We start from the raw sequence: 25,926 nt of genomic DNA, 5'->3' as shown, positions 1-25,926 counted from the left end.
GAAAGGGAAGTGTTTTTTTGAAATTTCATTCGATGTTCTCACCGATTGATATCGGACCTATGAGAGTACCAAATCGTTTTGTTGTATCTCCAATGTGTAATAACTATGCGAATACAGATGGCACTTTAACAGATACTTCATTAGCTTATTATAAAGAACGTGCGCTTGGTGGTTTTGGCCTAATTACTTTTGAAGCGACAGTTGTAGATGTTCGGGCAAAAGGCGGCGCAAATAAAGCGTGTCTTTATAGCGATCATCAAATTGCCAGTTTTAAACGAGTGATAGATGCTTGTCATGACGCAGGTGCCAAAATCTCTGTTCAATTACAACACGCTGGACCTGAAGGAAATTCTAAAGTTTCTGGTTATCCTTTAAAAGCAGCTTCCGCCATCGCTTCAGCAGAAGGACGAAATACACCGGAAGCTATTTCACGGGAAGAACTTTATGAATTAATCGAACTTTACGGAGAAGCGGCTTTACGAGCAAAAAAAGCTGGGGCTGATGCTGTGGAAGTTCACTGCGCTCATGGTTATTTAGTAAGTAGTTTCCTATCTGGACGCACAAATAAGCGTGTGGATGAATTCGGCGGCTGTTTTGAAAATAGAATGAGATTACCAAGACTTATCATCGAAAGCATTCGAAAACGTGTTGGTCATTCCATCGCAATTCTATGTCGAATTAACAGTACGGATGGTGTGGACGGCGGACTAAGTGTCCAAGATAGTGCGACGGTAGCTGCTTATTTAGAAGATTGTGGTTTAGATGGTTTGCATGTTTCTCGAAGTGTTCATATTCGCGATGAATACATGTGGGCTCCCACCGTATTACACGCTGGTTTTAGTTCTGATCTTGTAACACAAATTAAACGCGCAGTTTCTATCCCAGTAATTACGGTTGGGCGTTTCACCGAGCCGCATTATGCTGAACTAATGGTTCGCGAAGGTCGTGCTGACTTAGTTGCTTTCGGACGGCAATCGTTAGCCGATCCAGAAACACCAAATAAAGCTGCTGCTGGAAAACTAGACGAATTACTTCCTTGTATCGCTTGCCTTCAAGGTTGTGTCGCTAACATGTATGCTGGAAAACCTATTACTTGTTTAGTAAATCCTCTACTCGGCCGCGAATCGGAAGCCTATTTACCAAAAACACCTAGTAAAAAAGTTGTTGTGGTCGGTGGTGGTGTTGGTGGGCTTTATGCTGGTTGGATGGCTGGCTCAAGAGGTCATGATGTTACTGTCTACGAAGCGTCAGACATTATTGGTGGCCAAATGCGCTTAGCTGCCTATCCCCCAGGAAAAGGCGACCTAACTAATATGGTTCGCAGTTACATTAAAAAATGTGAACAATTCGATGTGGAAATTAAAACCAGTACACCTGTAACGCCAGAACTTATTCAAGAAATAGCCCCAGATGCTGTTATTATTGCGACTGGCGCTACTCCACTCGTCTTGTCAATTCCAGGTATTGAAGATTCCGGCTTAATCCACGCAGTCGACTTACTTGATGGCAAAGAATCTTGTGGCAAAAAAGTACTAGTTGTTGGCGGAGGTATGGTCGGTAGTGAGACTGCTGCATTTTTAGGTGAAGCGGGTCATGATGTAACAGTTGTCGAACTCCGTGATGAAGTCGGAGCGGATGTTATTTCTGAACACCGAAAATTCCTTATGCGCGATTTTGACGAGTATAAAATTAAAAGTATTACTAATGCTAAGGTAACGAGTTTCTTTGAAGATGGGGTAACATACTCCTTAACTGACGAAAAAGAATACCGAATCGACGGATTTGACTCAGTCGTACTGGCAATGGGCTCAAGAGCTTACAACCCACTTGAGGAATCCATCAAGAAAATTGTTCCAGAAACTTATGTTATTGGTGATGCAGTCCGTGCACGCCGAGCATTAGACGCAACAAAAGAAGCGTTAGATGCTGTATTGCAATTATAATTTATGGTTGTACTCGCTGTTAGGACAGCGAGTACAAACCTGCTTGGAGGTAAATGAACGTGGAAAAAAGAATTTCAGGATCAACTCGACTTCTAAGTTTAATTGGGACACCCGTAGACCATTCAAAATCCCCCATCATGTATAATTATAGTTTTCAAAAAGCTGGTTTAGATTATGCGTACCTTGCATTTGATATTCCTGTAAGTAAAGTCGCTGATGCAATTGCTGCTATCAAGACTTTTAATCTGCGTGGCTCTAACGTAACCATGCCTTGTAAAAGTGAAGTTTTAAAATACATGGATGACCTTTCCCCTGCAGCACGAATGATTGGTGCTGTAAATACCATTATAAATGAAGATGGAAAACTAACCGGACATATCACAGACGGGCTTGGTTTTGCTAGTAATTTACGAGATTCAGGTGTAGATGTGGCTGGCAAAAAAATGACCATTATCGGTGCTGGTGGGGCAGCAACAGCAATCCAAGTTCAGTGCGCACTTGATGGGGTCAAGGAAATCTCCATTTTTAATATTAAAGATGATTTTTATGAAAAAGCTAAACAAACGATTGCTTCTATTAAACAAGAAGTTCCTGACTGCATCGTACATATTTTTGACTTAAATGATACAAAAAAATTATATGAGGAAATAGCAACTAGTAATATTTTAGTAAATGCCACACTCGTTGGGATGCATCCACACGAAAACGAAACACCAGTCAAAAATACATCTGTTTTTAGAAAAGATTTAATCGTCACCGATGTTGTTTACAATCCAAAGAAAACCAAGCTGTTGTTAGATGCAGAAGCTGCTGGTTCAAAGACAATAGGCGGACTAGGCATGCTTTTATGGCAAGGCGCAGAAGCATATAAACTGTTCACTGGTAAAGATATGCCCGTTTCAGAAGTAAAAGATTTATATTTTAATTAATAAATTCATCAGGATTTCGAGAGGAGAAAAAAATGAACGCAAAAAGATTTTATCCAACAGCAATAGCACTTTATTTCACTTATTTTATTCACGGTATTGGGGTATCCATTCTTGGCCAATACAAACAAGATTTCGCCGGAGTATGGGGAGCAGATAAGCTTTCTGACGGTACCTTTGATGTCAGTATGGTCATTGCTGTTATCGCAGCTCTCGGCCTAGGACGTTTACTTACATTACCAATTTCCGGACCTTTTTCAGATAAATTCGGGCGTAAACCTTCCGCATTAATCGGTGTGGGTTTATACGCAGTTTATTTCATCGGTCTTGCATTTGCACCAAATATGTATATCGCTTACGCTTTCGCTTTTATCGGAGGAGCGGCGAATTCATTCTTAGACACTGCTGTAACACCATCTGTGCTTGAAATTTTTACTAAAAATGGCGCTATTGCCAATATGTTTACTAAGTTCTCTATTTCTATCGGGCAATTCGTGTTACCTTTTGCTATTGGTATGGTAGCGGCGGCGAATATGTCATTCCGCACACTATTTATTATTACGATGGCATTAATTGTTATCGACGGTTTAATCATCGCATTTATGCCCTTCCCTCCAATGAATAATAATGTGGGCGGTGAAAAAGTAAAGCCTGAAAAAATGAAATTCAACGCAACCAGTTGGGCTATTATCGGTATTGGTTTCACATGTACATCCACTTTCCAACTTTGGTTAAACTGTAACCAAGAACTAGGAAAATTATACGGCATGGCTGATCCGAGTAAAATTCAATCTTTCTATTCATTAGGAACTATGTGCGCTATTTTAATTACCGCGGTTCTCGTGAAAAAATTTATTTTACCAGTACGAATTCTCATCCTGTATCCAGCAATTGCTACTTTAATGTTATTAATCATTTACATCGTACAAACGCCAACTATATGCTTAATTGGTGGATTTGTTATTGGATACGCGGCTGCCGGCGGAGTTCTTCAACTTGCTGTATCAACTGCCAACGAATTTTTCCCTACGAACAAAGGAAAAATCACTTCGATTGTTATGATTTCATCCAGTCTAGCAAACTATATCGTTTTAAATATTGCCAGCTATATTACCAAAGCTGGAGGTATCGAAGGTCCGAAATATGTGTTATTATTCAATGTAGCGATAACAGTTATAGGGATATTGCTAGCGATTTTCGTCAATATGCGTTATAAAAATGAATCTAAAATTACAACTCCATAAAAAACCCTTCAACTGAGCATTCATGTGTTCAGTTGAACCTACATATAATTTGTGAATTAAAGCACAAACTTATGAGTTTTATCTATACTAAAGTTTTAAAAGTAAGGGCATTTCTCATGAAAAGGTCTTCCAAAGTAACTACATAAAGGAGAGTAGACTATGAAAAACAAGTATTTATCTACTTCACTAGGGCTTTATATGAACTACTTCGTTCATGGTATGGCATTAATCATCATTGCACAGAATATTGATTTTTTATCTCAAAAATGGCATACAGATTTAGCTGGTGCTGCTGGTGTGGTATCTTCTTTTGGGATTGGTAAATTACTCGCTGTTTTTATATCAGGAAAGCTATCAGATAAATTCGGGCGTAAATTATCCGTTATTCTCGGCGTATTTTTCTATATTATCTTTTTAGGCGGTATTCTGTTAAGTCCAAATACTATCGTAGCTTATGCATTCGGTATTTCAGCAGGAATTGCAAACTCTTTCCTTGATACAGGTACTTACCCTGCATTAATGGAAGCCTATCCTAAAAAAGCAGCATCAGCTAACATTGTTGTAAAGGCTTTTGTGCAAGCTGGGCAGTTTCTCTTACCATTTATGATTGCTTTTATTTTAGCAAATAACTTATGGTACGGCTGGAGCTTTATCGTGTTAATTGTGATTTTACTTATTAATTTACTGTATACTTTAACTCGGACTTTTCCACCAATGACAGTTGGAAAGCCCCTCGATTTTGAGAAAGAAATAATGGAAGAACAGAAAAAAACCTTTCGTTTTAGTATTGATGAAATTTGTTTGATTCTCTTTGGATTTGTAGCTCAAACGCTTCTTTATATTATGAGTCAATGGATAGCAAAATATGGTTCTGAAGTTATTCATATGACTGATAATGCTTCTAGATTACTTGTTAGCTATGCTAGTGTTGGCGCTATATTATGCGTATGCGTAACATTTATTCTAGGAAATCGTGGGGTTAAAACACTTTACATTTTAATAACATATGTAACGATGACAATGTTAGTTTCCTTTTCGCTTTTTGCATTCCCAACTGAAATTGTATGTCTAGTGGGTGCTTTCTTACTCGGTTATTTCTCTGCTGGCGGCATTATCCAATTAGGGTTAACTTTGCTTGCTGAAGTTTCTGCACGTGGTAAAGGTTTTGTTACTAGTCTTTATACTATCGCTGAAGGTATTGCCGTATTTGTTATTCCGCTCGTCGCTGCTGCTATTTCTAGAATCGATATTGCCGCTATTTTCTTACTAAATGCTGGTATCGCATTATTTGGATTAGTTCTTTTATTAATCGTATTTGCCAGAAAGAAAAAATTTGCACGTGATTATATTTAAAAAATACCGAGGTAGGAAGTTTCTACCTCGGTACTTTTTTTATGATTTTTTTAATGTTTTCCATTTGTACATTAAAAACCAGAAAGCTATTGCAGTAATAATGAAAATCAAAATCATTTTAATAATCAAAGTCACAACTTGTGTGGTTGTTATTAGGTTTTCATAATTAAAGGTAGCGTAATGTCCTCCCAAACATATTGTTGTATAAATAGAACCAATAATGAGTATCGGCATACGTAATTTATTATTCATTAAGAATTTACCATTGTTTTCAAGAGAAGCCGTTTTTACCGCATACCAGCCAATTAGTAACATTAAAATAGATAAGCCAACCAGTACAATGAATTCGCCCATAATCAAACTCCCACTTAAAAAGGAAGTTGGTAGGGCTGAAAAAAGCATAACTGCTCCACCATCCACATCAACTAATGATTTGCCCTCTAAATAGGCTTTAAAACCCACTATCAAATTAGTTGTTGCACCTGGAAACATATAGAAAAAGCTCATCACTGAACCTAAAACCACGATACCAGCAGCGATTATTTCTCCAACAAGATTTCCAACAGCTATTGCTACTGTGAAAGAGAACAAAAATAACAGTAAAAAAGAGGTAATATACATACCAGAATCCGAAATACTCGGCAAATATACATTCGGGATTTGCTGATATACATACAAAAATCTTAAGCAAATAATAATGGGAGCTGCAATAAAGATGAGTAATGCCGGAATAAGTAATTTATGCCAAAATATCTGTTTTTTAGAATAAGGTAAGCCAAACGTAAAATAATCCATTTGTTTATTTTTTTCAAATACTGTCAGCTTTAATCCTAAAAACAAAAACACATAAATAAATAATGCTAAATTCCCTTCAAAATCATAGGGAGTTAAACTTAAATCATTTTTAATTTCGTTTGGCGTTAGTTGTTGGTCATCTACATTCGCTTTTTGAAACTCTTCCGACTGATAATACTTATAATTTTGATTAAACATATCTACTGAATTAGTAGCTGTCATTGCTTCAGAACCAATAAAAGCAATAATTATAAATAAAAAGATCCAAGCGTTTTGACGCCATTCTTTATAGAGAAGCCCTGTGCTCATTATTCTTCTCCCCCTTGTTCCTCTAAATGATAAACAAACAAGTCTTCTAACGTAACCGCAAGTTCATCCATGAAAATTGGTTTTTCTCGTTTTATAGCAGTATATAATTCTGTATTCATATCTTGGAATAAAATTGTATAAACTCGACCATATTTATTAATTACTTTACCATTTTCAAGCAAAATAGTCGGTAATTTTTTATTTTCAAACGCAATTTGTATTTTGACTGCTTGTTCACGTAATGTTTCTAGATGATAGGATTCTTTAATACGATTTCCTTGTAAAATATGGATATAATCGGCAATTGGTTCTAAGTCATTTAGGCGGTGTGAAGATATTACAATACCTAATTTCCGCTGTTCTACTTCTTCTAATAAAATCCCAGTAATTTTCTTTTGAGCGATAACATCTATGCCTTCCATAGGTTCGTCAAGCAAAATAAAATCTGCACCAATACAAAGCGCTAAAACTAAACCAAAAAGTGCTTTCATTCCTTTAGAATAAGTTTGAAACTTAACATCCGTGGCAAGGTTGACTTGCTTCATTAGTAAATCAAATTTAGTTCCATCAAATAATGGATACGTTTTTTGATAGAATTTTTTTATCGTGGGAATTTTATAGCCATCCCAGCAGCCTAAGTTATCTTGTAGCATAAATATTTTTTGTTTTAATTCGGGGTGTTTACTTATTGGTTCATCTAAGTAAACGTCTCCTTCATCTGGAATGTAAAAGCCCATCATTGTCCGAAAAAGGGTTGTTTTTCCTATGCCGTTTCGTCCGACAATACCAACAATCTCACCAGGCTTGACTTCAAATGTTATCTTATCAAGCAAAAGCTTTCCATCAATTTTTTTACTTAGCGAATCAACTCTCACCTTTTGTCACCTCCAATGATGTCTTGACTGTATTCAACAGATAATTTATGTATTTCTTCCACATTAATTCCAAGGTAAACTAAATCTAAAATTATTTCTTTTAGCTTTAGTTTAGTTTCCGCTAACTTTTTTGGCGAACTATTTTTTTCCGTTTGGTCCGCAATAAATGTTCCTTTTCCTTTAACCGTGACGATTACTTCTTGACGTTCTAATTCTTGATATGCTTTACTCACAGTATTTGGATTCACTCCTATTCTGCTGGCAAACTCACGTATAGAGAGGATTTTTTCACCTTCTTGAAGTACGCCCTTGACAACTTGTTCTTTAATTTTTTGGACGATTTGTTCATAAATTGGTAGTTGACTTTTTGTATTAATAATAAACATCTCTCCCCCCGCTTTCATGTCTTTCAACTAAAGAGAACTAATTGTACTAGCTATAATAGTACAGTAGATGTAAAAATAAATCAATTCCCTTTTTAAAAAGGGAATTGATTTACGTTCGTTTTTTCTAAATTTAATAACGCTTGTTTCATTGGAATACCGCCACTATAACCTGTTAGTTTTCCGGTTTTCCCGATGACTCGGTGGCACGGGATAACCACAAGCAAAGGGTTTTTTCCAATAGCTGTTCCTACTGCTCGTACTGCTTTTGGACGGTTAATTTGTGCAGCTATTTCTGTGTATGTCCTAGTTTCTCCGTAGGGAATCTTTTTTAAAGCTTCAAAAACTTCTAATTGTAATGCTGTTCCGGATAAATCAATAGGGGAAGTGAAATTAATACTTTCTCCATTTAAATAAGCAAGTAATTCTGCTTTATATTTCCTCATTTTCTCTGGGTCATGTGTCGCTGATTGCAAGTTTTCCTCATTTTTCCCAACATAAAACAAACCTTTATCAGTCGCGGCGAAATAAATTTTTTCTCCAGCAATCTGGATGGAATCATCATAGAACTTCTCCATTTCCCTCACCTCTTTCAATTATTAATTATACGCTTACCAGATTGTTTTTCCTATGCATTCTTGCCATAATAGCAAGATTAGAAAAGTTTTTCTCGCAATTTTACTTTATAACGTTTATGATTAAGAAGAAGTTGAGGTGATTACATTGACAGATTATTACTTAACTAAAAAAAGATGGCAAGCAATTTCAACGAATGACCACGCTGCTGATGGTAGTTTTTTCTATGGTGTAAAGTCTACGAAAATATTTTGTTTTCCTTCTTGTAAGTCACGTTTACCTAAAAAAGAAAATATTGTTATCTTTCATAGTAAAGAAGAAGCAATTACTCATGGTTATCGCCCTTGCAAACGATGCAAATCTGGAGGGAAGAATTTGCCCGATGCAGAATGGGTAGGTAACATCAAGGCTTATATTGAAGAAAATTTTGCAAACCCACTAACTTTACAAATTATTGCCGAAGATTGTCATGGTAGTCCCTATCATCTGCACCGGACATTTAAAAGGATTACTAACATTACACCGATTACTTATTTAGACAATATTCGAATGGACTATGCAAAAAATCAGCTCCAAAACACAACCTTATCTATTGAACTTATCGGAAAAATGTCTGGCTTTCCTAATTCCTCCCATTTTTCTACTACTTTTAAAAGACATACAGCTTTATCGCCAAACCAATTTCGAAAAGAACAAAAATAAATTAGAACGGATGAAACTTATATGACGCATTTAACTTTACCTATTTTAGAAGACTGGGAAGGTCTTACTTTAACAGCTATTTTGCAAGAAAAATTTCACCTTGGAAAAAAAGCACGACATGAAATTAGAATGTCTCAGGATGTTTTACTAAATAATAAACCGCTAGACGACTGGAATACCCCGCTTTTTGTGGGCGCAAGTCTTTCTTTACCAATTATCTTGCACGATAAAATCCCGGTTTACGAGTATGACTTAGAAATTATTTATGAAGATGACTTCTTACTAGTAGTTAATAAACCTACCGGGATGAAAACTCACGCAAATGACAGCTACGAAACAAATACGTGCGCAAATGCAGTGCAATATTATTTAGAAAAAACAGGACAAGAAGCAAATGCCTTAGCTGTTCACCGGCTTGACCAAACAACTTCTGGTTTAGTCCTTTTTGCTAAAAACAAGTTAGCTATCGCTGGATTATCGTGGCAAATGGAAAATAGAGCGATTCACCGGACTTATCTTGCTGCAGTTGATGGCACGTGGGGACTTGTGATGCAGACGATTAATAAACCTATTGGTGAAGACCGACATCACGGATCAAGACGTCAAATCAGTCCTTATGGTCAACCAGCCGTGACTCACGTCAAAGTTCTAGAAAATAACAATGAAAATAACACATCTCTTGTAGAATGCCAAATTGAAACTGGCCGGACGCACCAAATCCGTGTTCACTTAAGCGGAATCGGTCATCCAATCATTGGCGATACACTTTACGGTGGTTCAAGTCGTGCAAATCGAATTATGTTACACGCAGAGAAATTACATCTTAATCATCCTTTCAAAGGTAAAGAAATGAATTTTTCCGCACCTGCTGGAGATGATTGGGTATTTTAAAAAGCCACAATATTAAATTGTGACTTCTGTACAAATCTCTACTTTCAAACCATCCGGATCTTCAAAAAACACAGCATAATGATTTTTACTACCAGCAAAAGGAAACTTGTCTTCGTATAGAAGCTTGATTCCTTTTGCTTTTAATTTAGCTCGAAAGGCATCCACGCATTCCTTTGTACCACCGTGAAAAGCTAAATGGTTAAGCCCAATTCGCTTACGATGATAACCCTCTGCTAGAAATGGTTCCTCGGCTTGCACAAAGACTAAATACGTCTCTCCAAATTTATAGCTAAATCCTTCATCCCACGTTTGATTTAATTCATAAGAAAGCTCTTCTAACAGCTCAGACCAAAATAGCCGGCTTTTTTCGATATTAGCTACATAGATTTCCACATGATGTAACATTTCACGCCTCCCCAATATGTTTAAGCGCTTCTCTGCGACTAAGTGGTGCAAGTGTATGGCTGTTTACAAAGTCGCGAACTGCCTCACTATCTACTTTTGCATATTGTCTAAGCGCCCATCCAATTGCTTTTTGAATAAAAAATTCTTTGGAACCGAACCATTTCTCACAATTGGAGAATAAGAGATCTACATCTGTTTCTTCTTTATATTTTAATTGAAATAAAATGGCCGTTCGTGCTAGCCAAATATTATCTCCGTTTATCCACGCCTCATTATAGATAGGGATTAAATCGGGATATAGTTTAAAATGATTACTTACAACCGTTCCAGCTAAGCCATCCACCGTATCCCACCATGGTTTCGTCGTAATTAATTGCTCATAGATTTCAATTGCTTCACTGGCTTGCTTTTTCCCATAGCGACTTAATAAATCAATTGCCGCGTATTGAAATTCACGCTCTTCTTCTGCAAACAATTCCACAACAAGTCCCAGTAAATCATCCGGCATACCATTTCCTCTTAAAAAATCAGCTACTAATTTTTTTCGTTCAGCGGCTCTAATTCCTAAAAATGAGAATTGGTTTTTCATGTATGCTTCCATTGGCTTGGCATCTACTACAGAACGATTAGCACGAAATAACGTTTGAATAGTCGTCATTCGGTTTCCCTACCTGTTAAATAAGCACGTTCTCGTTCAATACTGCTTAAAAAGTATTCTAAATCATCTGGGTCTGGCCCAACTCGTTTACCTGTTTCTAGTCGGTCGACCTTTTCCATATCACTTGCATCCAGCTGGAAGTATGAAAGTCGCGAATTTTCTTCAATGCGGCTAGACGTAATCGATTTAGGGAAAATAATCGTATTTCGGTTCAAATGCCACTGTAAAATCACTTGGTCAACAGAAGCTTGGTGTTTTTTCGCAATTTCTGTAATAACCGGATTTTGCATTAATATTCCTTTAGCGAGCGGTGACCAGGCAGCATGCGCGATATTCTGTTCCGCCAAATATTTCCGAAGGTCATTTTGCGGTAAAAGTGGATGCGTTTCCACCTGGTTTAAAACTGGTTTTTCATTTGCGGTAACCAATAAATCACTTAAATGATGTTGTTTAAAATTCGCAACCCCAATAGATTTAATAAGTTTTTCATCATGAAGTCGCTCCATAGCTCGCCATGAATCTCGGTATTTACCCGCTACTGGCCAGTGAATTAAATACAAATCCAAATAATCCAACTTCAAATTTCGAAGCGTACGTTCAAAAGCAATTAAGGTTTCATCATAGCCAAGATCCCCGTTCCACACTTTCGAACTAATAAATAATTCTTCTCGCGAGACTGCACTACTTGCAATCGCCTGCCCAACAATGGCTTCATTATTGTAAACTGCCGCTGTATCAAACAACCGATAACCAACTTCAATGGCCTTCTCTACAGCGCCAGCGATAAATTCTTGCTCAGTTACTTGAAAAACGCCAAGCCCAATATAAGGAATTGTCTCATTCCCTGGTAATACCATTCTGTCTTGTAAAGTTTTTGTCAAAACAAAACCCTCCTCACGAAAACTATTTGTGAACTTTTTCTCTTAAATGAATTATACACTATTTTCGCAAATTTATATTTTAAAACCAGTATACCGAAATGCACCTTACTCTCCTAATAAAAAGCCACAAAAAATCCACTTTTTTTATTCATTTAATGAAACACCTAAAAACAGCCATTGGAAACGCTGTCAGGTCGTTTATTTGCGCTTTCAGCAAAAAAAAGTTTCCTATTTATTCCCATCCTATGTTAGTATTAATTTGTGGTAAAGATCTATCAAATTTTTTATTTGTTTTTGTTAACTTATCGTTAAGAAAAAAGCTCCCTTTTCAAAGTAAAAGCGAGCTGATTATTAATGACCAAAAATGATCGGGGGAATTAAGAAAATGGCTTTTAAAAATAAAAAAGACCGTTTTGCTTCGTTGTTGCATGACATTGCAGTAAATTTACATGAAGGTGCAAATTTCTTTGCAACTTACAACATTAATTCGGTGGAGGATTTACATACTTTCTCGAATAAAATCAAAGAATATGAAACAGCTGGGGACTCCATGGTTCATAAAATGATTATGGAATTAAATGACGCTTTTATCACACCAATCGAACGTGAGGATATGTTAGAACTTACTAACCGCCTTGATGACGTGATGGATGCACTTGATGAAACAGCTTTCTCACTTGAAATCTGCCAAATCACTCATTACGATGAATACATGACTAAATTTATCCAAGCTATCCAAGCAAGCACTGTTGAAATTGAAAAAGCAGTTGACCTTGTTTTTGATAAAAAATTAAAAGATGTTCGTAAACTTGCAATTCAAATTAAAGATTACGAATCTCAATGTGATGATGTTTACCGCGAATCACTAATCCAACTTTTCCAAAACGAAAAAGATCCAATTAAACTTATTCGTCTAAGAGAAGTTTATGAAAAATTAGAAGACATTGCTGATAGTTGTCAAAGCGTTGCCAATACGCTTGAATCAATTGTCATGAAAAATGCGTAAGGGACCTAGATAGATGGAAGGAATGTTTCTAATCACCCTTGTCATCGTACTTGCTGCGCTTGCATTTGACCTAATCAATGGGTTTCATGATACAGCTAACGCAATTGCGACTAGTGTCTCTACAAAAGCCTTAAAACCACGACATGCGATTATTCTTGCAGCAGTAATGAACTTTGTGGGTGCTATTTCATTCACAGGAGTTGCCAAAACTATTACAAAAGACATTGTTAACCCATTTGATTTAGGTCACGGGGAACTTGTTATTTTAGCAGCATTACTTTCGGCAATCGCATGGAACTTAATTACTTGGTATTTCGGGATTCCTAGTAGTTCCTCTCATGCCTTGATTGGTTCCATTGCAGGTGCAGCTATTGCATCAGCCGGATTTGCAGCTATCGAATATAGTGGATTTACTAAAATCATTGTTGGTTTATTAGTATCTCCTGTACTTGCTTTCGTAGTCGGTTACACGATATATTCACTCTTCAAGATTTTCTTGAAGAACTTAAACTTAGCCACGACCAATCGGCGCTTCCGAATGATTCAAGTCGGTACAGCCGCCCTACAATCCTATACACACGGAACAAATGATGCACAAAAATCAATGGGGATAATCACAATGGCTTTAATTGCCAGTGGTTTCCAATCAACAGATGATGTGCAATTATGGGTTCAAGTATCCTGTGCGGTAGCTATGGCAATTGGTACGAGTATTGGTGGTTGGAAAATCATCAAAACAGTTGGTGGTAAAATTATGAAAATCAAACCCGTTAACGGTGTAGCAGCTGACTTAAGTTCTGTTATTATTATTTTCGGTGCGACTTTCATTCATTTACCAGTTAGTACAACACACGTAATCAGCTCTTCTATCCTTGGTGTTGGAACAGCTCACCGTGTTAAAGGAGTAAAATGGGATACAGCCCAGCGCATGATTATTACATGGGTTATCACACTTCCTATTTCTGCAACGATTGCAGCTCTTATCTTCTACGTACTAAGATTCATCTTATAATTTATTTAGAGCCTTGTTATAGCAAGGCTCTTTTTATACATTTTTTTGAATAAAACTAATAAAAACAAGAACAAATCAAGATTATCTTAAAAACTTATTGCATATTTACTCATTTTGATGTATTATAATAAACATCGATAATAACGATTCATTTATTATAAATTACTCAAATATTAAAGGGAGTTGTACTTATGCAGAAGCATGTATTACAAAAGTTCACAGCAATTTTACTTATTTTTATATTTGTATTTTCTGGCTTCACAACAGTGTTAGCCGCTGATACGCAAGATGAAACTTTAACTAAAATTCAAGAAAAAGGTGTTTTAACAGTTGGACTTTCTGCTGATTATCCGCCGTATGAATTTCATCAAACCATCGACGGTAAAGATAAGGTTGTCGGTTTTGATGTAAGTATCGCTGAAAAAATTGCCAAAGATTTAGACGTTAAGTTAGATATTAAAGAAATGAACTTCGATAGCTTGCTCGGTTCACTAAAAACTGGCAAAATTGATATGATTATTTCTGGTATGTCACCAACTCCAGAACGTCAAAAAGAAGTCGATTTCTCTGACCCGTATATGTTTGTACAACAACGCGTTGTAATTAGAAAAACGGATAAAGAGAAATTTACAAGTGTAAATGATTTTAATGGCATTAAAGTTGGTGCCCAAAAACAAACAACGCAAGAAGAATTAGCTAAAAATGAACTAGTTGGTTCAGACGTTGTTTCCCTTCAAAAAGTACCCGATTTAATCCTGAACCTTAAAAGCAATAAACTTGATGCAGTAGTATTAGAAGGTCCAGTTGCAGAAGCTTATATTAGCCAAGATAAAACACTCGCATTAGCAGATATTAAATTTGTCAATGGTAGCAAGGAGACAGCCATTGCAATGCCAAAAGGTTCCACCGCTTTACAAGAAAAAGTTAACGCTTCTATTAAAAATATTCAAGATACCGGCTTACTGAAGAAATACCAAAACGAAGCCAACAAACTAATGTTCCAAGACGGTAGCTTTTACGAAAAATACGGTAATTACTTTATCACTGGTACATTAATTACGATTGCTCTTGCTGCAATTGGCGTATTATGTGGCGCAATTCTCGGATCATTACTAGCCCTTATGAAACTTGCGAAAACAAGATGGTTACGCTGGCCAGCAGCATGTTATATTGAATTTGTTCGTGGTACGCCACTTCTAATTCAGATTTTCATCGTCTTTTTCGGGACACAAATTATCGGTATGGATGTATCCGCCTTTGTTTCTGGTTGCATCGCCCTATCGCTAAACAGTGCTGCTTATGTTGCTGAAATTATCCGCGCAGGTATTTCTGCTGTCAATAAAGGCCAAATGGAAGCAGCTCGTTCCCTTGGTATGACACAAGGAGCTAGCATGCGTTATATCATCTTGCCACAAGCTGTGAAAAATATTCTGCCTGCACTTGGGAATGAATTCGTCACTGTTATTAAAGAATCTTCCATCGTATCGGTTATCGGTGTAACAGAACTAATGTTTATGACTGGCGTAGTCCAAGGAGCAAGCTTCAAACCGTTTATCCCGCTAATCATCACATCATTAATTTACTTTGTACTAACATTTAGCTTGTCAAGGCTACTAGGTGTTGCTGAAAGGAGAATGAGAACAAGTGATTAATATTAAAAACTTACACAAACATTTCGGTAAATTAGAAGTCTTAAAAGGCATTGACCTTGAAATCGCATCCGGAGAAGTGGTCGTAGTTATCGGCCCTTCCGGAAGCGGGAAAAGTACCTTCTTACGTTGCCTAAACTTATTAGAACAACCAACAACCGGCACAATTCTCTTCGAAAACAAAGACCTAATGGCAAAACAAACAAACGTGAACGAACTTCGTCAAAAAATGGGCATGGTTTTCCAAAACTTCAACTTATTCCCGCATAAAAATGTCCTTGAAAACCTAATGTTAGCTCCAATGAAAGTAAAAAACGAAGATAGTTCAGCTGCTAAAAAACATGCCCTTTCTCTACTTGAAAAAGTCGGCCTGGCTGATAAAGCAACTAGTTATCCTTCCCAGCTTTCTGGTGGACAACAACAACGGGTCGCTATTGCGCGAGCCCTTGCAATGAATCCTGACGTAATGCTATTCGATGAACCAACTTCCGCACTCGACCCCGAAATGGTCGGTGAAGTTTTAAGCGTTATGAAGTCGCTTGCGAAAGAAGGTATGACGATGGTTGTTGTCACACACGAAATGGGCTTTGCAAGAGAAGTTGCCGACCGTGTTGTCTTTATGGATGCCGGAGTGGTTCAAGAACAAGGTACACCAGAAGAAATATTCGGAAACCCTCAAAACGATCGTACTAAAGACTTTTTAGGAAAAGTATTAGCATAAACATAGATTACGTCTCGCCTATTTTAGGTGAGGCGTTTATCTGCACTTATAGAAAAAAGGAGCTAATTAAACATGATGAATAATTCAAAGATTGCTAAAAAACATCAACAAATGCCCGTTAATATCCTAGCTGATATTGGAACGCTTGCAAAAACAATGCCTGATATTCTCGATTTATCCATCGGTGATCCTGATTTAATCACGGATGAATCGATTATTAATGCTGCTTTCGAAGATGTTCGAGCTGGTCATACAAAATATACAGAATCTGGTGGGGATGTGGAACTAATCGATGCGATTCGTGGTTATTTCAGCCGTAACTATGCCCTTTCTTTTGAACGTAGCCAAATCCGTGCAACAGTCGGCGCACTTCATGGCATGTATTTAACTTTGCAAACCATTTTAGACGACGGCGATGAAGTCATTATTCATGAACCTTACTTCTCTCCTTATAAAGATCAAGTATTGAATTCTGGTGGTACGCCAATTATCATTCCAACATATGAAAAAGACGACTTTGCGATTAATGTCGATATTTTAGAAGCAGCCATTACCGATAAAACGAAAGCTTTAATTTTAAATTCACCTAACAATCCGACTGGTGCTGTTTTTTCACCAGAAACTTTTGAAAAAATTGCTAATTTAGCCCAAAAATATGATTTCTTTATTTTATCTGATGAAGTGTATGATGGTTTTAGTTTTTATGAAGACTTCGTACCAATGGCCAAATTTGCACCGGACCATACGATTACATTTGGTAGCATGTCTAAAAATTTCGCGATGACAGGTTGGCGCTTAGGTTATATGATTGCTCCTACTTATTTAAATGAAGCAGCGAAGATCATAAATGAAGGAATTACTTATTCCGCTCCCACGCCGTCCCAAAGAGCAGCTATTTACGCGTTAAACCATTCCGAGAAACTAATTCCTTTAGTCACAAAAACTTTCCAAAAACGCCTAGAATACATCTCAAAACGGGTAGAAGAAATCCCTTATCTTTCCTTACATCCACTTAAAGGTTCGATTTATGCCTTTATTAATATTTCCAAAACACAAATGGATTCTGTTTCCTTCACAGAATATGTCTTAAAAGAAACACAAGTCCTCGTAATTCCTGGGCTAGCTTTCGGTGAATCTGGTGATAACTATGTTCGTTTAGCCGCAACCCAAGACATAAGTGTACTAGAAGAAGCATTTGACCGTCTAGCTAAATTAACATTTTAATCAAAAGAGCAAACTCGCTTCATTCGCAAGTTTGCTCTTTTTTTATTTTAAATTGATTTCTGCAAAAGAAGAAACAACCGTCGCCCCTTTTGGAAAAGTGATATTTTTCGTAGCTTCATTTGGTACGATATATACTTTTAACCCCGCCTGCATTGCGGATAGTGCACCATTTTTTGAATCTTCTATAGCAATGGCTTCTTCTGGCTTCACACCAAGAGCTTCTACTGCTTGCAAATAAAGTGCCGGATGTGGTTTAATTTCATCCACATGATCCGCCGTTTGAATCGTTTCAAAATCAGCTAAAATGCCCAGACGATCCAACGTAGGCTCAATCCAGTCAAATCCCGAACTCGTTGCAAGACCTATTTTATAATCATTCGCTTTTACTTGTTCAAAAAATTCTTTAAAACCATCACGAAAGTCAAGTGACTGTTGGCCAAGATAACAAGCTTCCGCCACGGTACTTAAAAAAGCTTCTTTATCAAAAGCCCCGTTCGTTGCTTCCATCATATAACGAATAATCGGTTCTTCACTTGTGCCAATAATTTGTTGATAAATTTCATCTGGCAAATCAATATCATACGTATCTTTCAAATAGTTCATTGTCTCTGTATACCATAAATTCTCCGTATCAAGCATGGTCCCATCAAAATCAAAAACAACCGCCTTCACATGCATCCTCCTAGTATAAGTGATACTTTCATTGTAACATAGATAAACTATTTAAGAAATCTTCAAAAAAGGGTTGCTTTTTTAGTAAAAAACGAATAATATTGTATTTGTGGTTTTTAATGTTCGTTATTTACCATTAAGCATGATTTTTAAAAAAGGAGTGAAACACACGCATGTTTCAATTAAAGGCAAACGGTACAGATGTTAAAACGGAAGTTATCTCTGGTTTTACTACATTCCTCACGATGGTTTATATTGTAGTCGTTAACCCAGCAATTCTTTCCGCAGCAGGTGTTCCATTCAATACTGTATTTATGGCAACAATCATTTCAGCAGTTATTGGTACATTATGGATGGCGATTTTCGCTAACTATCCAATCGCGATTGCGCCAGGACTTGGTATGAATGCTTATTTCGTAACAGTAGTTACAACACAAAAACTAGATTATTCGGTCGCATTCGCTGCGGTCTTTGTAGCAGGTATTATTTTCTTACTATTATCTTTAACACCGCTTCGTGAAAAAATCATTGAAGCCATTCCACATAATTTAAAAGCTGGGATTACTGCCGGTATTGGTTTATTTATCGCTTTCCTTGGCTTCCGTATGACAGGCATTATCGTTTCTAATGATTCTAACTTAGTAGGTTTAGGTGACTTACATTCCAAAGAAGCTATTTTAGCTATTGTTGGTCTTTTAATTACTTTAATCTTGCTTGCTTTAAACGTAAAAGGTGCTTTATTTATTGGGATGATTGCCACTGGTATCATTGCTTTTATCACTGGTGAACTTAAATTTACACAAGGTATTGTCAAACTTCCACCAATGCCAGAATTCGTCTTCACTAATCCTATTCACGCTTTTGGTGATGTGATGAGTTACGGGCTCTATGCTGTCGTCTTGTCCTTCTTACTTATAACGATTTTTGATACAACCGGTACAATGATCGGTGTTGCTAAAAAAGCAGGCTTGATGAAAGGCGAATCATTACCAAACGCCAAACAAGCATTAATGGCTGATGCGGTTGCAACAAGTGTTGGTTCTATGTTCGGTACAACTCCAACAAGTGCTTATATCGAATCTTCAGCTGGGGTTGCAACTGGTGGACGTACTGGTCTTACTACTCTTACAGTAGCTATCCTATTCATGGTTTCGGCATTCTTCGCTCCACTCGTCGGCGCTGTTTCTGGAATTTCTGCTATTACGGCACCAGCTCTTATCGTTGTTGGTAGCATGATGATTGGCGCAGTAAAAGAAATTGATTGGGATACGCTAGATGAAGCTTTTCCTGCTTTCTTAGTTATTCTAGCTATGCCACTTACTTCAAGCATCGCTATCGGCTTAGCATTCGGATTTATTTCTTACCCTGTATTAAAAGTATTCACTGGTAAATGGCGCGAACTTAACTGGTTCCTAATCGTTATCGCCATATTATTCTTCATTCTTGTAGCATTTTTACCACATTAATAAATGGATAAAAGCGTCTACCAAACTCAGGTAGGCGCTCTTTTATTGGACAAAAACCCGCTATTTTGCTATAAAGAAGAGAGAAACTAATTAGAAATGAGTTGAACTTGTCGTGTTTTTAAAATCTCTACTCGCCGGTGTCGCACTTGCTGTGGTTGTTTTTCTAGCAAGCTTTTTGATACCTGATTACACTGTATCCACTCTCTATTCCATTGTTACAACTATCATTGTTTTTGCATCCATCATTCTATCCGCCTTCGTTTCCTTTGGTGGTCGCAGTGGAAACCCTAGTCGAAAAAGCCAATTACGCTGGAGTATCCTACTTTTAGTTGCAGCTATTCCTAGTTTTATTGGTTTTATTGTTACTTTTTACTTTTAAAATAAAAAGAAGCATTCCCAAAACGGAAATGCTTCTTTTTTTAATCTTCTAGAGCAGAAATGAACGCTGGTAAATATTCTGGAAGGTCTGGTGGGCGGCGACTCGAGATAATGTGTCCGTCTGTTACAACTGGCTCATTATGCCAAATAGCTCCCGCATTTGTCATATCATCTTTAATTCCTGGCGTACTTGTTACATTCACACCTTCTAAAATTCCGGCAGAAACAAGTACCCAACCAGCGTGGCAAATTTGTCCAATTGGTTTTTTCGCTTTATCAAAAGCACGAACCAAATTGAGTACACTATCAAAACGACGTAGCTTATCTGGGGACCAGCCACCTGGAACTAAAATCCCATCATAATCTTCTGCGCGAACAGAATCAAAATCATAGTCAGAAGTAACAGGGACTCCGTACTTACCGTGATAAACTTTTTTCGCTTCCTCTGCCACTAAATGCACAGAAGCTCCTGCCTCGCGCAATCTAAGCACTGGATACCAAAGTTCTAAATCCTCAAAGTCTTCACTGACAAGTGCAATAACTTTTTTACCTTTTAAAGTCATATAAATCTCCTCCTATCCTCCTCTACAGTATAACAATAACTAGGTTGTTATTAAATTATTCCGCCTATAAAAGAAGACAAAAAAAGACGCTCGAAATAAACATTTCCAGCGTTGCCATCATGTTCGGTCGTCCATGCATAACGGGATGAGGCATAGACATAAACTACACGGCCAATGAGATGAATGAAAACAAATAATGATTTTGGTGTCTAAACAGATGTCTGACTAGTTGCCATTCTATTGGAAGATGGATACACCAAAAGTCATTATAACCATGATAGGGTCTTATCCCCATGAAAATCACATTAATAAAATGAAACTTTCATCGAGGTAAAACTCTATCCTATAACTTATTTTACTATTGTTCTCGAAAAAAGCAAGTAAATAAATATAGATTTTTTGTGACGAACTTAAAAAAACAAGAAAACTTTACTATTATCATATACTTTTGTATAAAATAAATTTTTATAAATAAAAAGGAGACTATTAAAAGCTCCTTTTAACCAAAGATTTCAACAACCATCCATGAAAAAATAGCGACTAATGGAATTAACACCCATACATTATGTCCAATCAGACTAGGACGAGCAGCTGGTCTATCTTCGAGTAGTTGAATTCTTTCACGTAAATCGTGTACTTCTAGCTCTAAATCCTGCACTTTATCTTCTAGTTCATACAAACGTTCTTCCATTTTAATCCCTCCACACCTTTTTCTACATCCCATTATACGCGCAACGAAATGAAATACATCCTTCCATAGGCTGATTTATTGCTAATTTATTGTCATATTGTTTAGCCATTTGCTACAATAAAAGAAAACAATCAACTGTTGGGGTGGAAAAATGGAGATTCAAGTAGAAGAAGCTGTTGTAAAACTCATTTTACATGGGGGAAACACACGTAAAGAAGCATATAAAGCAATTGATTATGCTGAAAAATACCAATTTGATCAGGCAGACAAGCATTTACAAATGGCCCAAGAACAGTTTCAAGAAGGTCACGTTTGGCAAACAAAACTAGTCTCGATTCGCGACACCGAAACCGTAGCACACCCGTCATTTTTATTAATTCACGGACAAGACCATTTAATGACTGCCCAAGCCGAACTACAACTAGCCAAAAGAATCATTGAACAATATAAACATCAACAAAACTTAGAAAAACGCCTAACAAAATTAGAAAATCAGCTAGCTTAAGCATGAGACGTAGCTGGAAATAAGAAATAAGATTCACTTGTAAGGATTTTCGGACGCACAAATAATATATCTTCCGTCTCGATAATATATGCCGCATCAATACGCGTATCTTTTTCAGGCGTAAATAAGAGATGTATCGTCATGATTCCGTCACTAAGCATATAACTTAAAACTTCCACCACATCTAGTTTTTTGACACTAAGAATATCTAATACATACAAGTCCGTCTCTTCTCGCTCAAATAAAACAATTGCATCTATTTCTTCTATATAGTAAATATCATTTTTTAAAGCTATCAATAAATAAAACATAAGCAAGTCTTCACTATTTTTCACATCTAATGTACTAGAAAGTGGTACTCGTTCGGATACAATGCGCTTAATTAGCTGGAAATCGGTTTTATTATCGGGATTCAGCTTTTTTATTTTGGAAAATTTCTTTTTCAAAATACTAGCATCCACGGTAAAACTACTCTCTTCCACTCGCTCAAAACCAAACTTCGGATAAAAATCAAGCACAGAATCATTTGCAAAAAGATAAAGAAAATCATAGTCATGTTCATACTTAGTGATTACATGATCCAATAACTGCTTCATAAGCCCTTGGCCGCGATACTCTGGATGGGTCATTACTGTACCTATTTGAAGCGCCTTACAATCCTTCCCTTGATAAATCAGATCCATTTTATTGATAGAAACATTAGCAATGATTTCATTTTTATCTAAATAAGAATAACAAATATATTTATCATTCCAAAACCCTTTTTGAAACCATTCTTCAAAATTAATATCAAACGTACTTTCTGCAAGTTTATTAAAACTATCACGGTACATTTTATTGTCTTTATAATCACTTATTAGTTCATAATTCATTTAAAATTCCTCGATTCATTCGTATAAAAATAACAGGCACGGCGTAACATACGCCCTACCTGTTAATTTTATTTAATTTAACGTATACCAAGTGCTATTTTTGCATAGCGTGACATACGATCTTTCGTCCAAGGTGGATTCCAAACAAGATTCACATTCGTATCTTTTACTTCTGGGATATCACTTAATGCCATTTGCACTTGCTCTGTTAAAATCCCTGCAAGTGGACAGCCCATCGTCGTAAGCGTCATTGATACGGTACAAAGCCCATCTTCATCTAACTCAACATCATATACAAGTCCAATGTTTACAATATCAATTCCAAGCTCCGGATCAATTACTTGTTCCAGCGCGCCCATTAGATTTTCTTTTAGTTGCTCATCCATGAAGCATATGCCTCCTTTTTGCAATTTTGTACATTTATTGTATCATATATGAGAATGATTTTCATTATAAGAATTTCTCAAAAAAGCTAACTCCTTGTAGCATTCCTTCAACTGAAACTTTGTGTTTTGCATTATCATCAATAATAAATTCGACATTATCTGCTAAGCTCTCTTCAACCAATGTCTGATATAGTTTTTCACTGTACGCAAAAGGAACTACATCGTCTTTTTTCCCATGCCAAAGTAACAATGGGCGGTTATTAATTTTCGTAATGTTTTGGGTTAAATCAAATTTCTGTAAAGCTAAAATCCGTTCATCAACATCATAAGGAAAAGTTAACCCCTGTGTCAAAGCATATTTAGATAATTCTTTAGCAAAGTCGACATAATAAGCGCTTCCCATTAAACTAACTGCCACTTTAATATAATCATATTGTCCGAGTAAACCAAGGGATGTAATTGCCCCCATCGACACTCCTCCAACACCGATACGGTTAGCATCTGTTTTTCCTGTTTTAATTAATTCATCTGTAATTAGCGGAAATTCAGTAATATTCGTTTCAATAACATCCCAAAAATAAGTAGCTTGATCTTCCGGATTCGCGCCTTGAAGACGTTCTCCGTGTAATTTAGCATCAGGTAAAACCACCCGGAAACCTCGTTGTGCAAGCAAATAACCGTAATGTAAATAAAGTTCTTTTTGTGAAGTAAATCCATGATAAAAAATAATAGTCGGTAACTCTTTTCCTGCATTTTCACGATTACTAATATGTAAAACTGGAATTTCCGCAATTAGTTCATTTTCCACTTGAATCATTGTGAAGCCTCATTTCTATAGGTTTTATTGAGTTATTGTAAAGAACGGAATCATTTACAAATAGGTAATAAACGTCTATCATTAACCTGTGCCCTTATTTTAGCATGAAGGGCAGTTATGAACTAACCATATGAATTAAAGGAGCAAACTATGTCTAAAAAATTAATCGTACTAGATCTTGATGGCACAACACTTAGAGATGATTTAACTATCTCCTCGCATACTAAAAACACATTGGAAAAAGCACGAATGGCCGGTCACGAAGTAATGATCGCAACAGGACGCCCTTACCGAATTAGCGGCTCGTATTATCATGAGCTTGAATTAACTACACCTATTGTAAATTTTAACGGCGCTGTTTATCATCATCCAAGACTTACCACTTTCACTGAAGGCTATCATCACGCAATTGATTTACAAGTAGTTCGAGAATTGCTTGATTTCTCCAATGATTTCGCGCTAGATAATATTGCGGCTGAAGTAGAGGATAATGTCTTTTTGAAAGAACGCAATAATAGTGTACCAGAGACATTCCATTTAGGAACAGAAAATATTGTTTTTGGAAATATTCGCGATGCCATTACATCAGATGCGACATCGCTGTTATTTTTCGGTCAACTTGATCAACTAGATTTAATTAGTAAACATTTAGACGAATCACTTTCTGGCGTTATTTCTCACCATACTTGGGGAGCATCTGCTTGGCCAGCTGTAGAAATTATCAAGTTTGGCATTCACAAAGCAATCGGTGTACAAGCTGCTGCAAAAACACTTGGATTCGACCGTAAAGATATTATCGCTTTCGGTGACGAAACGAATGATTTACAGATGCTTGATTATGCTGGTGTTGGTGTTGCAATGGGTAATGCCGCTGAATCTGTAAAAAACGTCGCAAATGTTGTAACCGCATCTAACCAGGATGACGGAATCGCTTTATATCTAGAAGAAAACTTAAACCTATAACAAAAAGCTGCAAGCATGGCCTTACAAAAGTTAGAATTTCTAATTTTTTGTTTCAACCATGACTTTGCAGCTTTTTTTACATCATTTTATTTTTATACATAGCTAGCGCTAATTTTTGGTCTGCTTCTGAACGAAAATCTCCAAACACACTCGAAGTTTCCATGACATTAATAAATGCTTTAGGGTCAAATTCTCCAACAATATGTGTAATGTCATATAGCTCATAACGTGTAATAACCATGATTAGCATAGCAACATCCTGTTTTGAATATCCACCCATCGCATCTACTACGGTTATTCCTCGAACCATATTCTCATGGATAGCTTTAATAACTGTTTCAGAATGCTGAGTCATAATCATTACAGTTAGTTTTTGATGTCTAGTATGGATAATGTCAATTACTCTACTTTGTACATATAAAGAAATTAACGTATAGAGAGCAAAAGTCCAATCATAAGCAAATCCTGCCACAATAATGATAATACCGTTTAATAGTAAGAAATACTTTCCAAATGAACGCCCTGTTTTAATTGTAATATACATAGCTAAAATATCTAGCCCACCTGTCGAAATCCCAAATTTCAATGCTAACCCAACACCCACCGAAGCAATTAATGCTCCAAAAATCGCATTAAGTAAAATGTCATTCGAAACTTGTACTTCTGGAATAACAATTAAGAAAAAAGACATAAAAGCAACAGTTAAAAAGCTAAAAACAGTAAAGGATTTCCCTACTTTTAACCAACCTAATATAGCAACGGGAATATTTAACAGCAGAACAAGTAGCCCTGTCGAAATCGAAATATTCATTGTATCACGTAACATGTCTGATCCTAGTTGCGCAACCCCATTTAATCCAGCAGCATAAACTTGAGCTGGTATTAAAAAGAAGTTCATACCAATTGCATTTAAAAGTGCTGCTATGATAGCAATAGCGGTTTTTTTAGCATATTCTTTATACACTAATTTTGAACTCATCTTCTTCTCTCCTTTTTTGGCCCTAACATAACATACCAACTTTCTAGAGAAAAGAGAAGTCTTTTTTATTATTTTTTTGAT

At 36.6% G+C, this 25,926-nt stretch carries 29 protein-coding genes and 1 pseudogene; 15 read left to right on the top strand and 15 right to left on the bottom strand.

All coding sequences use genetic code 11. The features are described from left to right. Positions 1–17: 17 nt before the first annotated feature. The 4 genes from HCB45_RS09480 to HCB45_RS09465 all read left to right on the top strand — a co-directional run bounded on the left by HCB45_RS09480 (position 18) and on the right by HCB45_RS09465 (position 5,466). A complete protein-coding gene (locus HCB45_RS09480) occupies positions 18–1,943 on the top strand; it encodes an oxidoreductase (RefSeq protein ID WP_185619683.1) in 1,926 nt (641 codons plus the stop codon). Positions 1,944–2,002: 59 nt separating this feature from the next. Continuing rightward, positions 2,003–2,872 (top strand): shikimate dehydrogenase, encoded by an 870-nt coding sequence (gene aroE / locus HCB45_RS09475; protein WP_185319386.1) that lies wholly within the window; start codon positions 2,003–2,005, stop codon positions 2,870–2,872. 32 nt (positions 2,873–2,904) lie between these two features. Beyond that, positions 2,905–4,113 (top strand): MFS transporter, encoded by a 1,209-nt coding sequence (locus tag HCB45_RS09470; protein WP_185319387.1) that lies wholly within the window; start codon positions 2,905–2,907, stop codon positions 4,111–4,113. Between the two features lie 159 nt (positions 4,114–4,272). After that, complete coding sequence (locus HCB45_RS09465; RefSeq protein WP_185319388.1) at positions 4,273–5,466, top strand: MFS transporter; 1,194 nt, start codon at positions 4,273–4,275, stop codon at positions 5,464–5,466. A gap of 39 nt (positions 5,467–5,505) precedes the next feature. On the opposite strand, the gene HCB45_RS09460 is transcribed toward HCB45_RS09465, so the two are convergent. The 4 genes from HCB45_RS09460 to HCB45_RS09445 form a co-directional block, all read right to left on the bottom strand. Then, the gene (locus HCB45_RS09460; RefSeq protein ID WP_185319389.1) at positions 5,506–6,570 is read right to left on the bottom strand and encodes a hypothetical protein; all 1,065 of its coding nucleotides are present in this window, start codon (positions 6,568–6,570) and stop codon (positions 5,506–5,508) included. After that, positions 6,570–7,445: an ATP-binding cassette domain-containing protein gene (locus HCB45_RS09455; protein WP_185607827.1), complete on the bottom strand. Its 876-nt coding sequence runs from the start codon at positions 7,443–7,445 to the stop codon at positions 6,570–6,572. The genes HCB45_RS09460 and HCB45_RS09455 overlap by 1 nt, the downstream gene beginning before the upstream one ends. Beyond that, positions 7,442–7,831 carry a GntR family transcriptional regulator gene (locus HCB45_RS09450; RefSeq protein WP_185607826.1) on the bottom strand — a complete coding sequence of 130 codons (390 nt, stop codon included), beginning with the start codon at positions 7,829–7,831 and terminating at the stop codon, positions 7,442–7,444. Before HCB45_RS09450 ends, HCB45_RS09455 begins: the two co-directional genes overlap by 4 nt. A gap of 92 nt (positions 7,832–7,923) precedes the next feature. Further along, positions 7,924–8,406, bottom strand: a complete 483-nt coding sequence (locus tag HCB45_RS09445) for a methylated-DNA--[protein]-cysteine S-methyltransferase (protein ID WP_185319392.1) — start codon at positions 8,404–8,406, stop codon at positions 7,924–7,926. A gap of 145 nt (positions 8,407–8,551) precedes the next feature. On the opposite strand from HCB45_RS09445, the gene HCB45_RS09440 reads away from it, so the two are divergent. Continuing rightward, positions 8,552–9,106: a bifunctional transcriptional activator/DNA repair enzyme AdaA gene (locus HCB45_RS09440; protein ID WP_185319393.1), complete on the top strand. Its 555-nt coding sequence runs from the start codon at positions 8,552–8,554 to the stop codon at positions 9,104–9,106. A gap of 21 nt (positions 9,107–9,127) precedes the next feature. Continuing rightward, entirely contained in the window at positions 9,128–9,997 is an 870-nt protein-coding gene (locus HCB45_RS09435; RefSeq protein ID WP_185319394.1) for an RluA family pseudouridine synthase, read from the top strand. A 12-nt stretch (positions 9,998–10,009) separates the two neighbouring features. On the opposite strand, the gene HCB45_RS09430 is transcribed toward HCB45_RS09435, so the two are convergent. From HCB45_RS09430 to HCB45_RS09420, 3 genes are read right to left on the bottom strand one after another with little or no spacing between them, the layout of a single operon-like run. Next, positions 10,010–10,402, bottom strand: coding sequence for a VOC family protein (locus HCB45_RS09430; RefSeq protein ID WP_185619682.1), 393 nt, complete (start codon positions 10,400–10,402; stop codon positions 10,010–10,012). A 1-nt stretch (position 10,403) separates the two neighbouring features. Further along, positions 10,404–11,060 carry a DNA alkylation repair protein gene (locus HCB45_RS09425; RefSeq protein WP_185319396.1) on the bottom strand — a complete coding sequence of 219 codons (657 nt, stop codon included), beginning with the start codon at positions 11,058–11,060 and terminating at the stop codon, positions 10,404–10,406. Next, the gene (locus tag HCB45_RS09420; protein WP_185619681.1) at positions 11,057–11,941 is read right to left on the bottom strand and encodes an aldo/keto reductase; all 885 of its coding nucleotides are present in this window, start codon (positions 11,939–11,941) and stop codon (positions 11,057–11,059) included. The genes HCB45_RS09425 and HCB45_RS09420 overlap by 4 nt, the downstream gene beginning before the upstream one ends. Before the next feature lie 385 nt (positions 11,942–12,326). Here HCB45_RS09420 and HCB45_RS09415 point away from each other — a divergent pair, with 385 nt between their 5' ends. The 5 genes from HCB45_RS09415 (at position 12,327) to HCB45_RS09395 (ending at position 17,553) form a co-directional block, all read left to right on the top strand. Then, the gene (locus tag HCB45_RS09415) at positions 12,327–12,947 is read left to right on the top strand and encodes a DUF47 domain-containing protein (protein ID WP_003723380.1); all 621 of its coding nucleotides are present in this window, start codon (positions 12,327–12,329) and stop codon (positions 12,945–12,947) included. A gap of 13 nt (positions 12,948–12,960) precedes the next feature. Continuing rightward, a complete protein-coding gene (locus tag HCB45_RS09410; RefSeq protein WP_185319398.1) occupies positions 12,961–13,959 on the top strand; it encodes an inorganic phosphate transporter in 999 nt (332 codons plus the stop codon). A gap of 191 nt (positions 13,960–14,150) precedes the next feature. Then, on the top strand, positions 14,151–15,611 hold the full coding sequence (locus HCB45_RS09405) for an ABC transporter substrate-binding protein/permease (RefSeq protein WP_185619680.1): 1,461 nt from the start codon (positions 14,151–14,153) through the stop codon (positions 15,609–15,611). Beyond that, a complete protein-coding gene (locus HCB45_RS09400; protein ID WP_185319400.1) occupies positions 15,604–16,329 on the top strand; it encodes an amino acid ABC transporter ATP-binding protein in 726 nt (241 codons plus the stop codon). Before HCB45_RS09405 ends, HCB45_RS09400 begins: the two co-directional genes overlap by 8 nt. A gap of 75 nt (positions 16,330–16,404) precedes the next feature. Continuing rightward, on the top strand, positions 16,405–17,553 hold the full coding sequence (locus HCB45_RS09395; protein ID WP_185319457.1) for a pyridoxal phosphate-dependent aminotransferase: 1,149 nt from the start codon (positions 16,405–16,407) through the stop codon (positions 17,551–17,553). Positions 17,554–17,595: 42 nt separating this feature from the next. On the opposite strand, the gene HCB45_RS09390 is transcribed toward HCB45_RS09395, so the two are convergent. Next, positions 17,596–18,225 (bottom strand): HAD family hydrolase, encoded by a 630-nt coding sequence (locus HCB45_RS09390; protein ID WP_185619678.1) that lies wholly within the window; start codon positions 18,223–18,225, stop codon positions 17,596–17,598. A gap of 173 nt (positions 18,226–18,398) precedes the next feature. On the opposite strand from HCB45_RS09390, the gene HCB45_RS09385 reads away from it, so the two are divergent. Next, positions 18,399–19,691 carry an NCS2 family permease gene (locus HCB45_RS09385; RefSeq protein WP_185319402.1) on the top strand — a complete coding sequence of 431 codons (1,293 nt, stop codon included), beginning with the start codon at positions 18,399–18,401 and terminating at the stop codon, positions 19,689–19,691. A gap of 112 nt (positions 19,692–19,803) precedes the next feature. Then, a complete protein-coding gene (locus HCB45_RS09380) occupies positions 19,804–20,070 on the top strand; it encodes a hypothetical protein (RefSeq protein ID WP_003737336.1) in 267 nt (88 codons plus the stop codon). A gap of 40 nt (positions 20,071–20,110) precedes the next feature. Here the strand turns inward: HCB45_RS09380 and HCB45_RS09375 are convergent, their stop codons facing one another. The 3 genes and pseudogenes from HCB45_RS09375 to HCB45_RS09365 form a co-directional block, all read right to left on the bottom strand. Beyond that, positions 20,111–20,632, bottom strand: coding sequence for a type 1 glutamine amidotransferase domain-containing protein (locus HCB45_RS09375; protein ID WP_003723656.1), 522 nt, complete (start codon positions 20,630–20,632; stop codon positions 20,111–20,113). Positions 20,633–20,795: 163 nt separating this feature from the next. After that, positions 20,796–21,105, bottom strand: a pseudogene (locus tag HCB45_RS09370) (hypothetical protein). 26 nt (positions 21,106–21,131) lie between these two features. Beyond that, complete coding sequence (locus HCB45_RS09365) at positions 21,132–21,323, bottom strand: hypothetical protein (protein ID WP_185319404.1); 192 nt, start codon at positions 21,321–21,323, stop codon at positions 21,132–21,134. A 151-nt stretch (positions 21,324–21,474) separates the two neighbouring features. Between HCB45_RS09365 and HCB45_RS09360 the strand changes: the two genes are divergently transcribed. Next, positions 21,475–21,828 (top strand): PTS sugar transporter subunit IIA, encoded by a 354-nt coding sequence (locus tag HCB45_RS09360; protein ID WP_003763637.1) that lies wholly within the window; start codon positions 21,475–21,477, stop codon positions 21,826–21,828. On the opposite strand, the gene HCB45_RS09355 is transcribed toward HCB45_RS09360, so the two are convergent. From HCB45_RS09355 to yjfP, 3 genes are all read right to left on the bottom strand, one after another. Next, positions 21,825–22,700 (bottom strand): GNAT family N-acetyltransferase, encoded by an 876-nt coding sequence (locus tag HCB45_RS09355; protein ID WP_185619676.1) that lies wholly within the window; start codon positions 22,698–22,700, stop codon positions 21,825–21,827. The two genes, HCB45_RS09360 and HCB45_RS09355, sit on opposite strands and share 4 nt — an antisense overlap. Before the next feature lie 77 nt (positions 22,701–22,777). Next, complete coding sequence (locus HCB45_RS09350; protein ID WP_003763640.1) at positions 22,778–23,086, bottom strand: metal-sulfur cluster assembly factor; 309 nt, start codon at positions 23,084–23,086, stop codon at positions 22,778–22,780. A 64-nt stretch (positions 23,087–23,150) separates the two neighbouring features. After that, the gene (gene yjfP / locus HCB45_RS09345) at positions 23,151–23,903 is read right to left on the bottom strand and encodes an esterase (protein WP_185619674.1); all 753 of its coding nucleotides are present in this window, start codon (positions 23,901–23,903) and stop codon (positions 23,151–23,153) included. 150 nt (positions 23,904–24,053) lie between these two features. On the opposite strand from yjfP, the gene HCB45_RS09340 reads away from it, so the two are divergent. Continuing rightward, positions 24,054–24,866: a Cof-type HAD-IIB family hydrolase gene (locus HCB45_RS09340; RefSeq protein ID WP_185619672.1), complete on the top strand. Its 813-nt coding sequence runs from the start codon at positions 24,054–24,056 to the stop codon at positions 24,864–24,866. A gap of 76 nt (positions 24,867–24,942) precedes the next feature. Here HCB45_RS09340 and HCB45_RS09335 read toward each other — a convergent pair whose 3' ends face one another. After that, positions 24,943–25,845 (bottom strand): YitT family protein, encoded by a 903-nt coding sequence (locus tag HCB45_RS09335; RefSeq protein ID WP_010991142.1) that lies wholly within the window; start codon positions 25,843–25,845, stop codon positions 24,943–24,945. Positions 25,846–25,926: the final 81 nt, after the last annotated feature.

The sequence above is a fragment of the Listeria farberi genome (assembly GCF_014229245.1).
Classification (GTDB): Bacteria; Bacillota; Bacilli; order Lactobacillales; family Listeriaceae; genus Listeria; species Listeria farberi.
The sequence above is the reverse complement of the archived record's forward strand: the minus strand, read 5'-3'. Positions and strand labels throughout refer to the sequence as shown.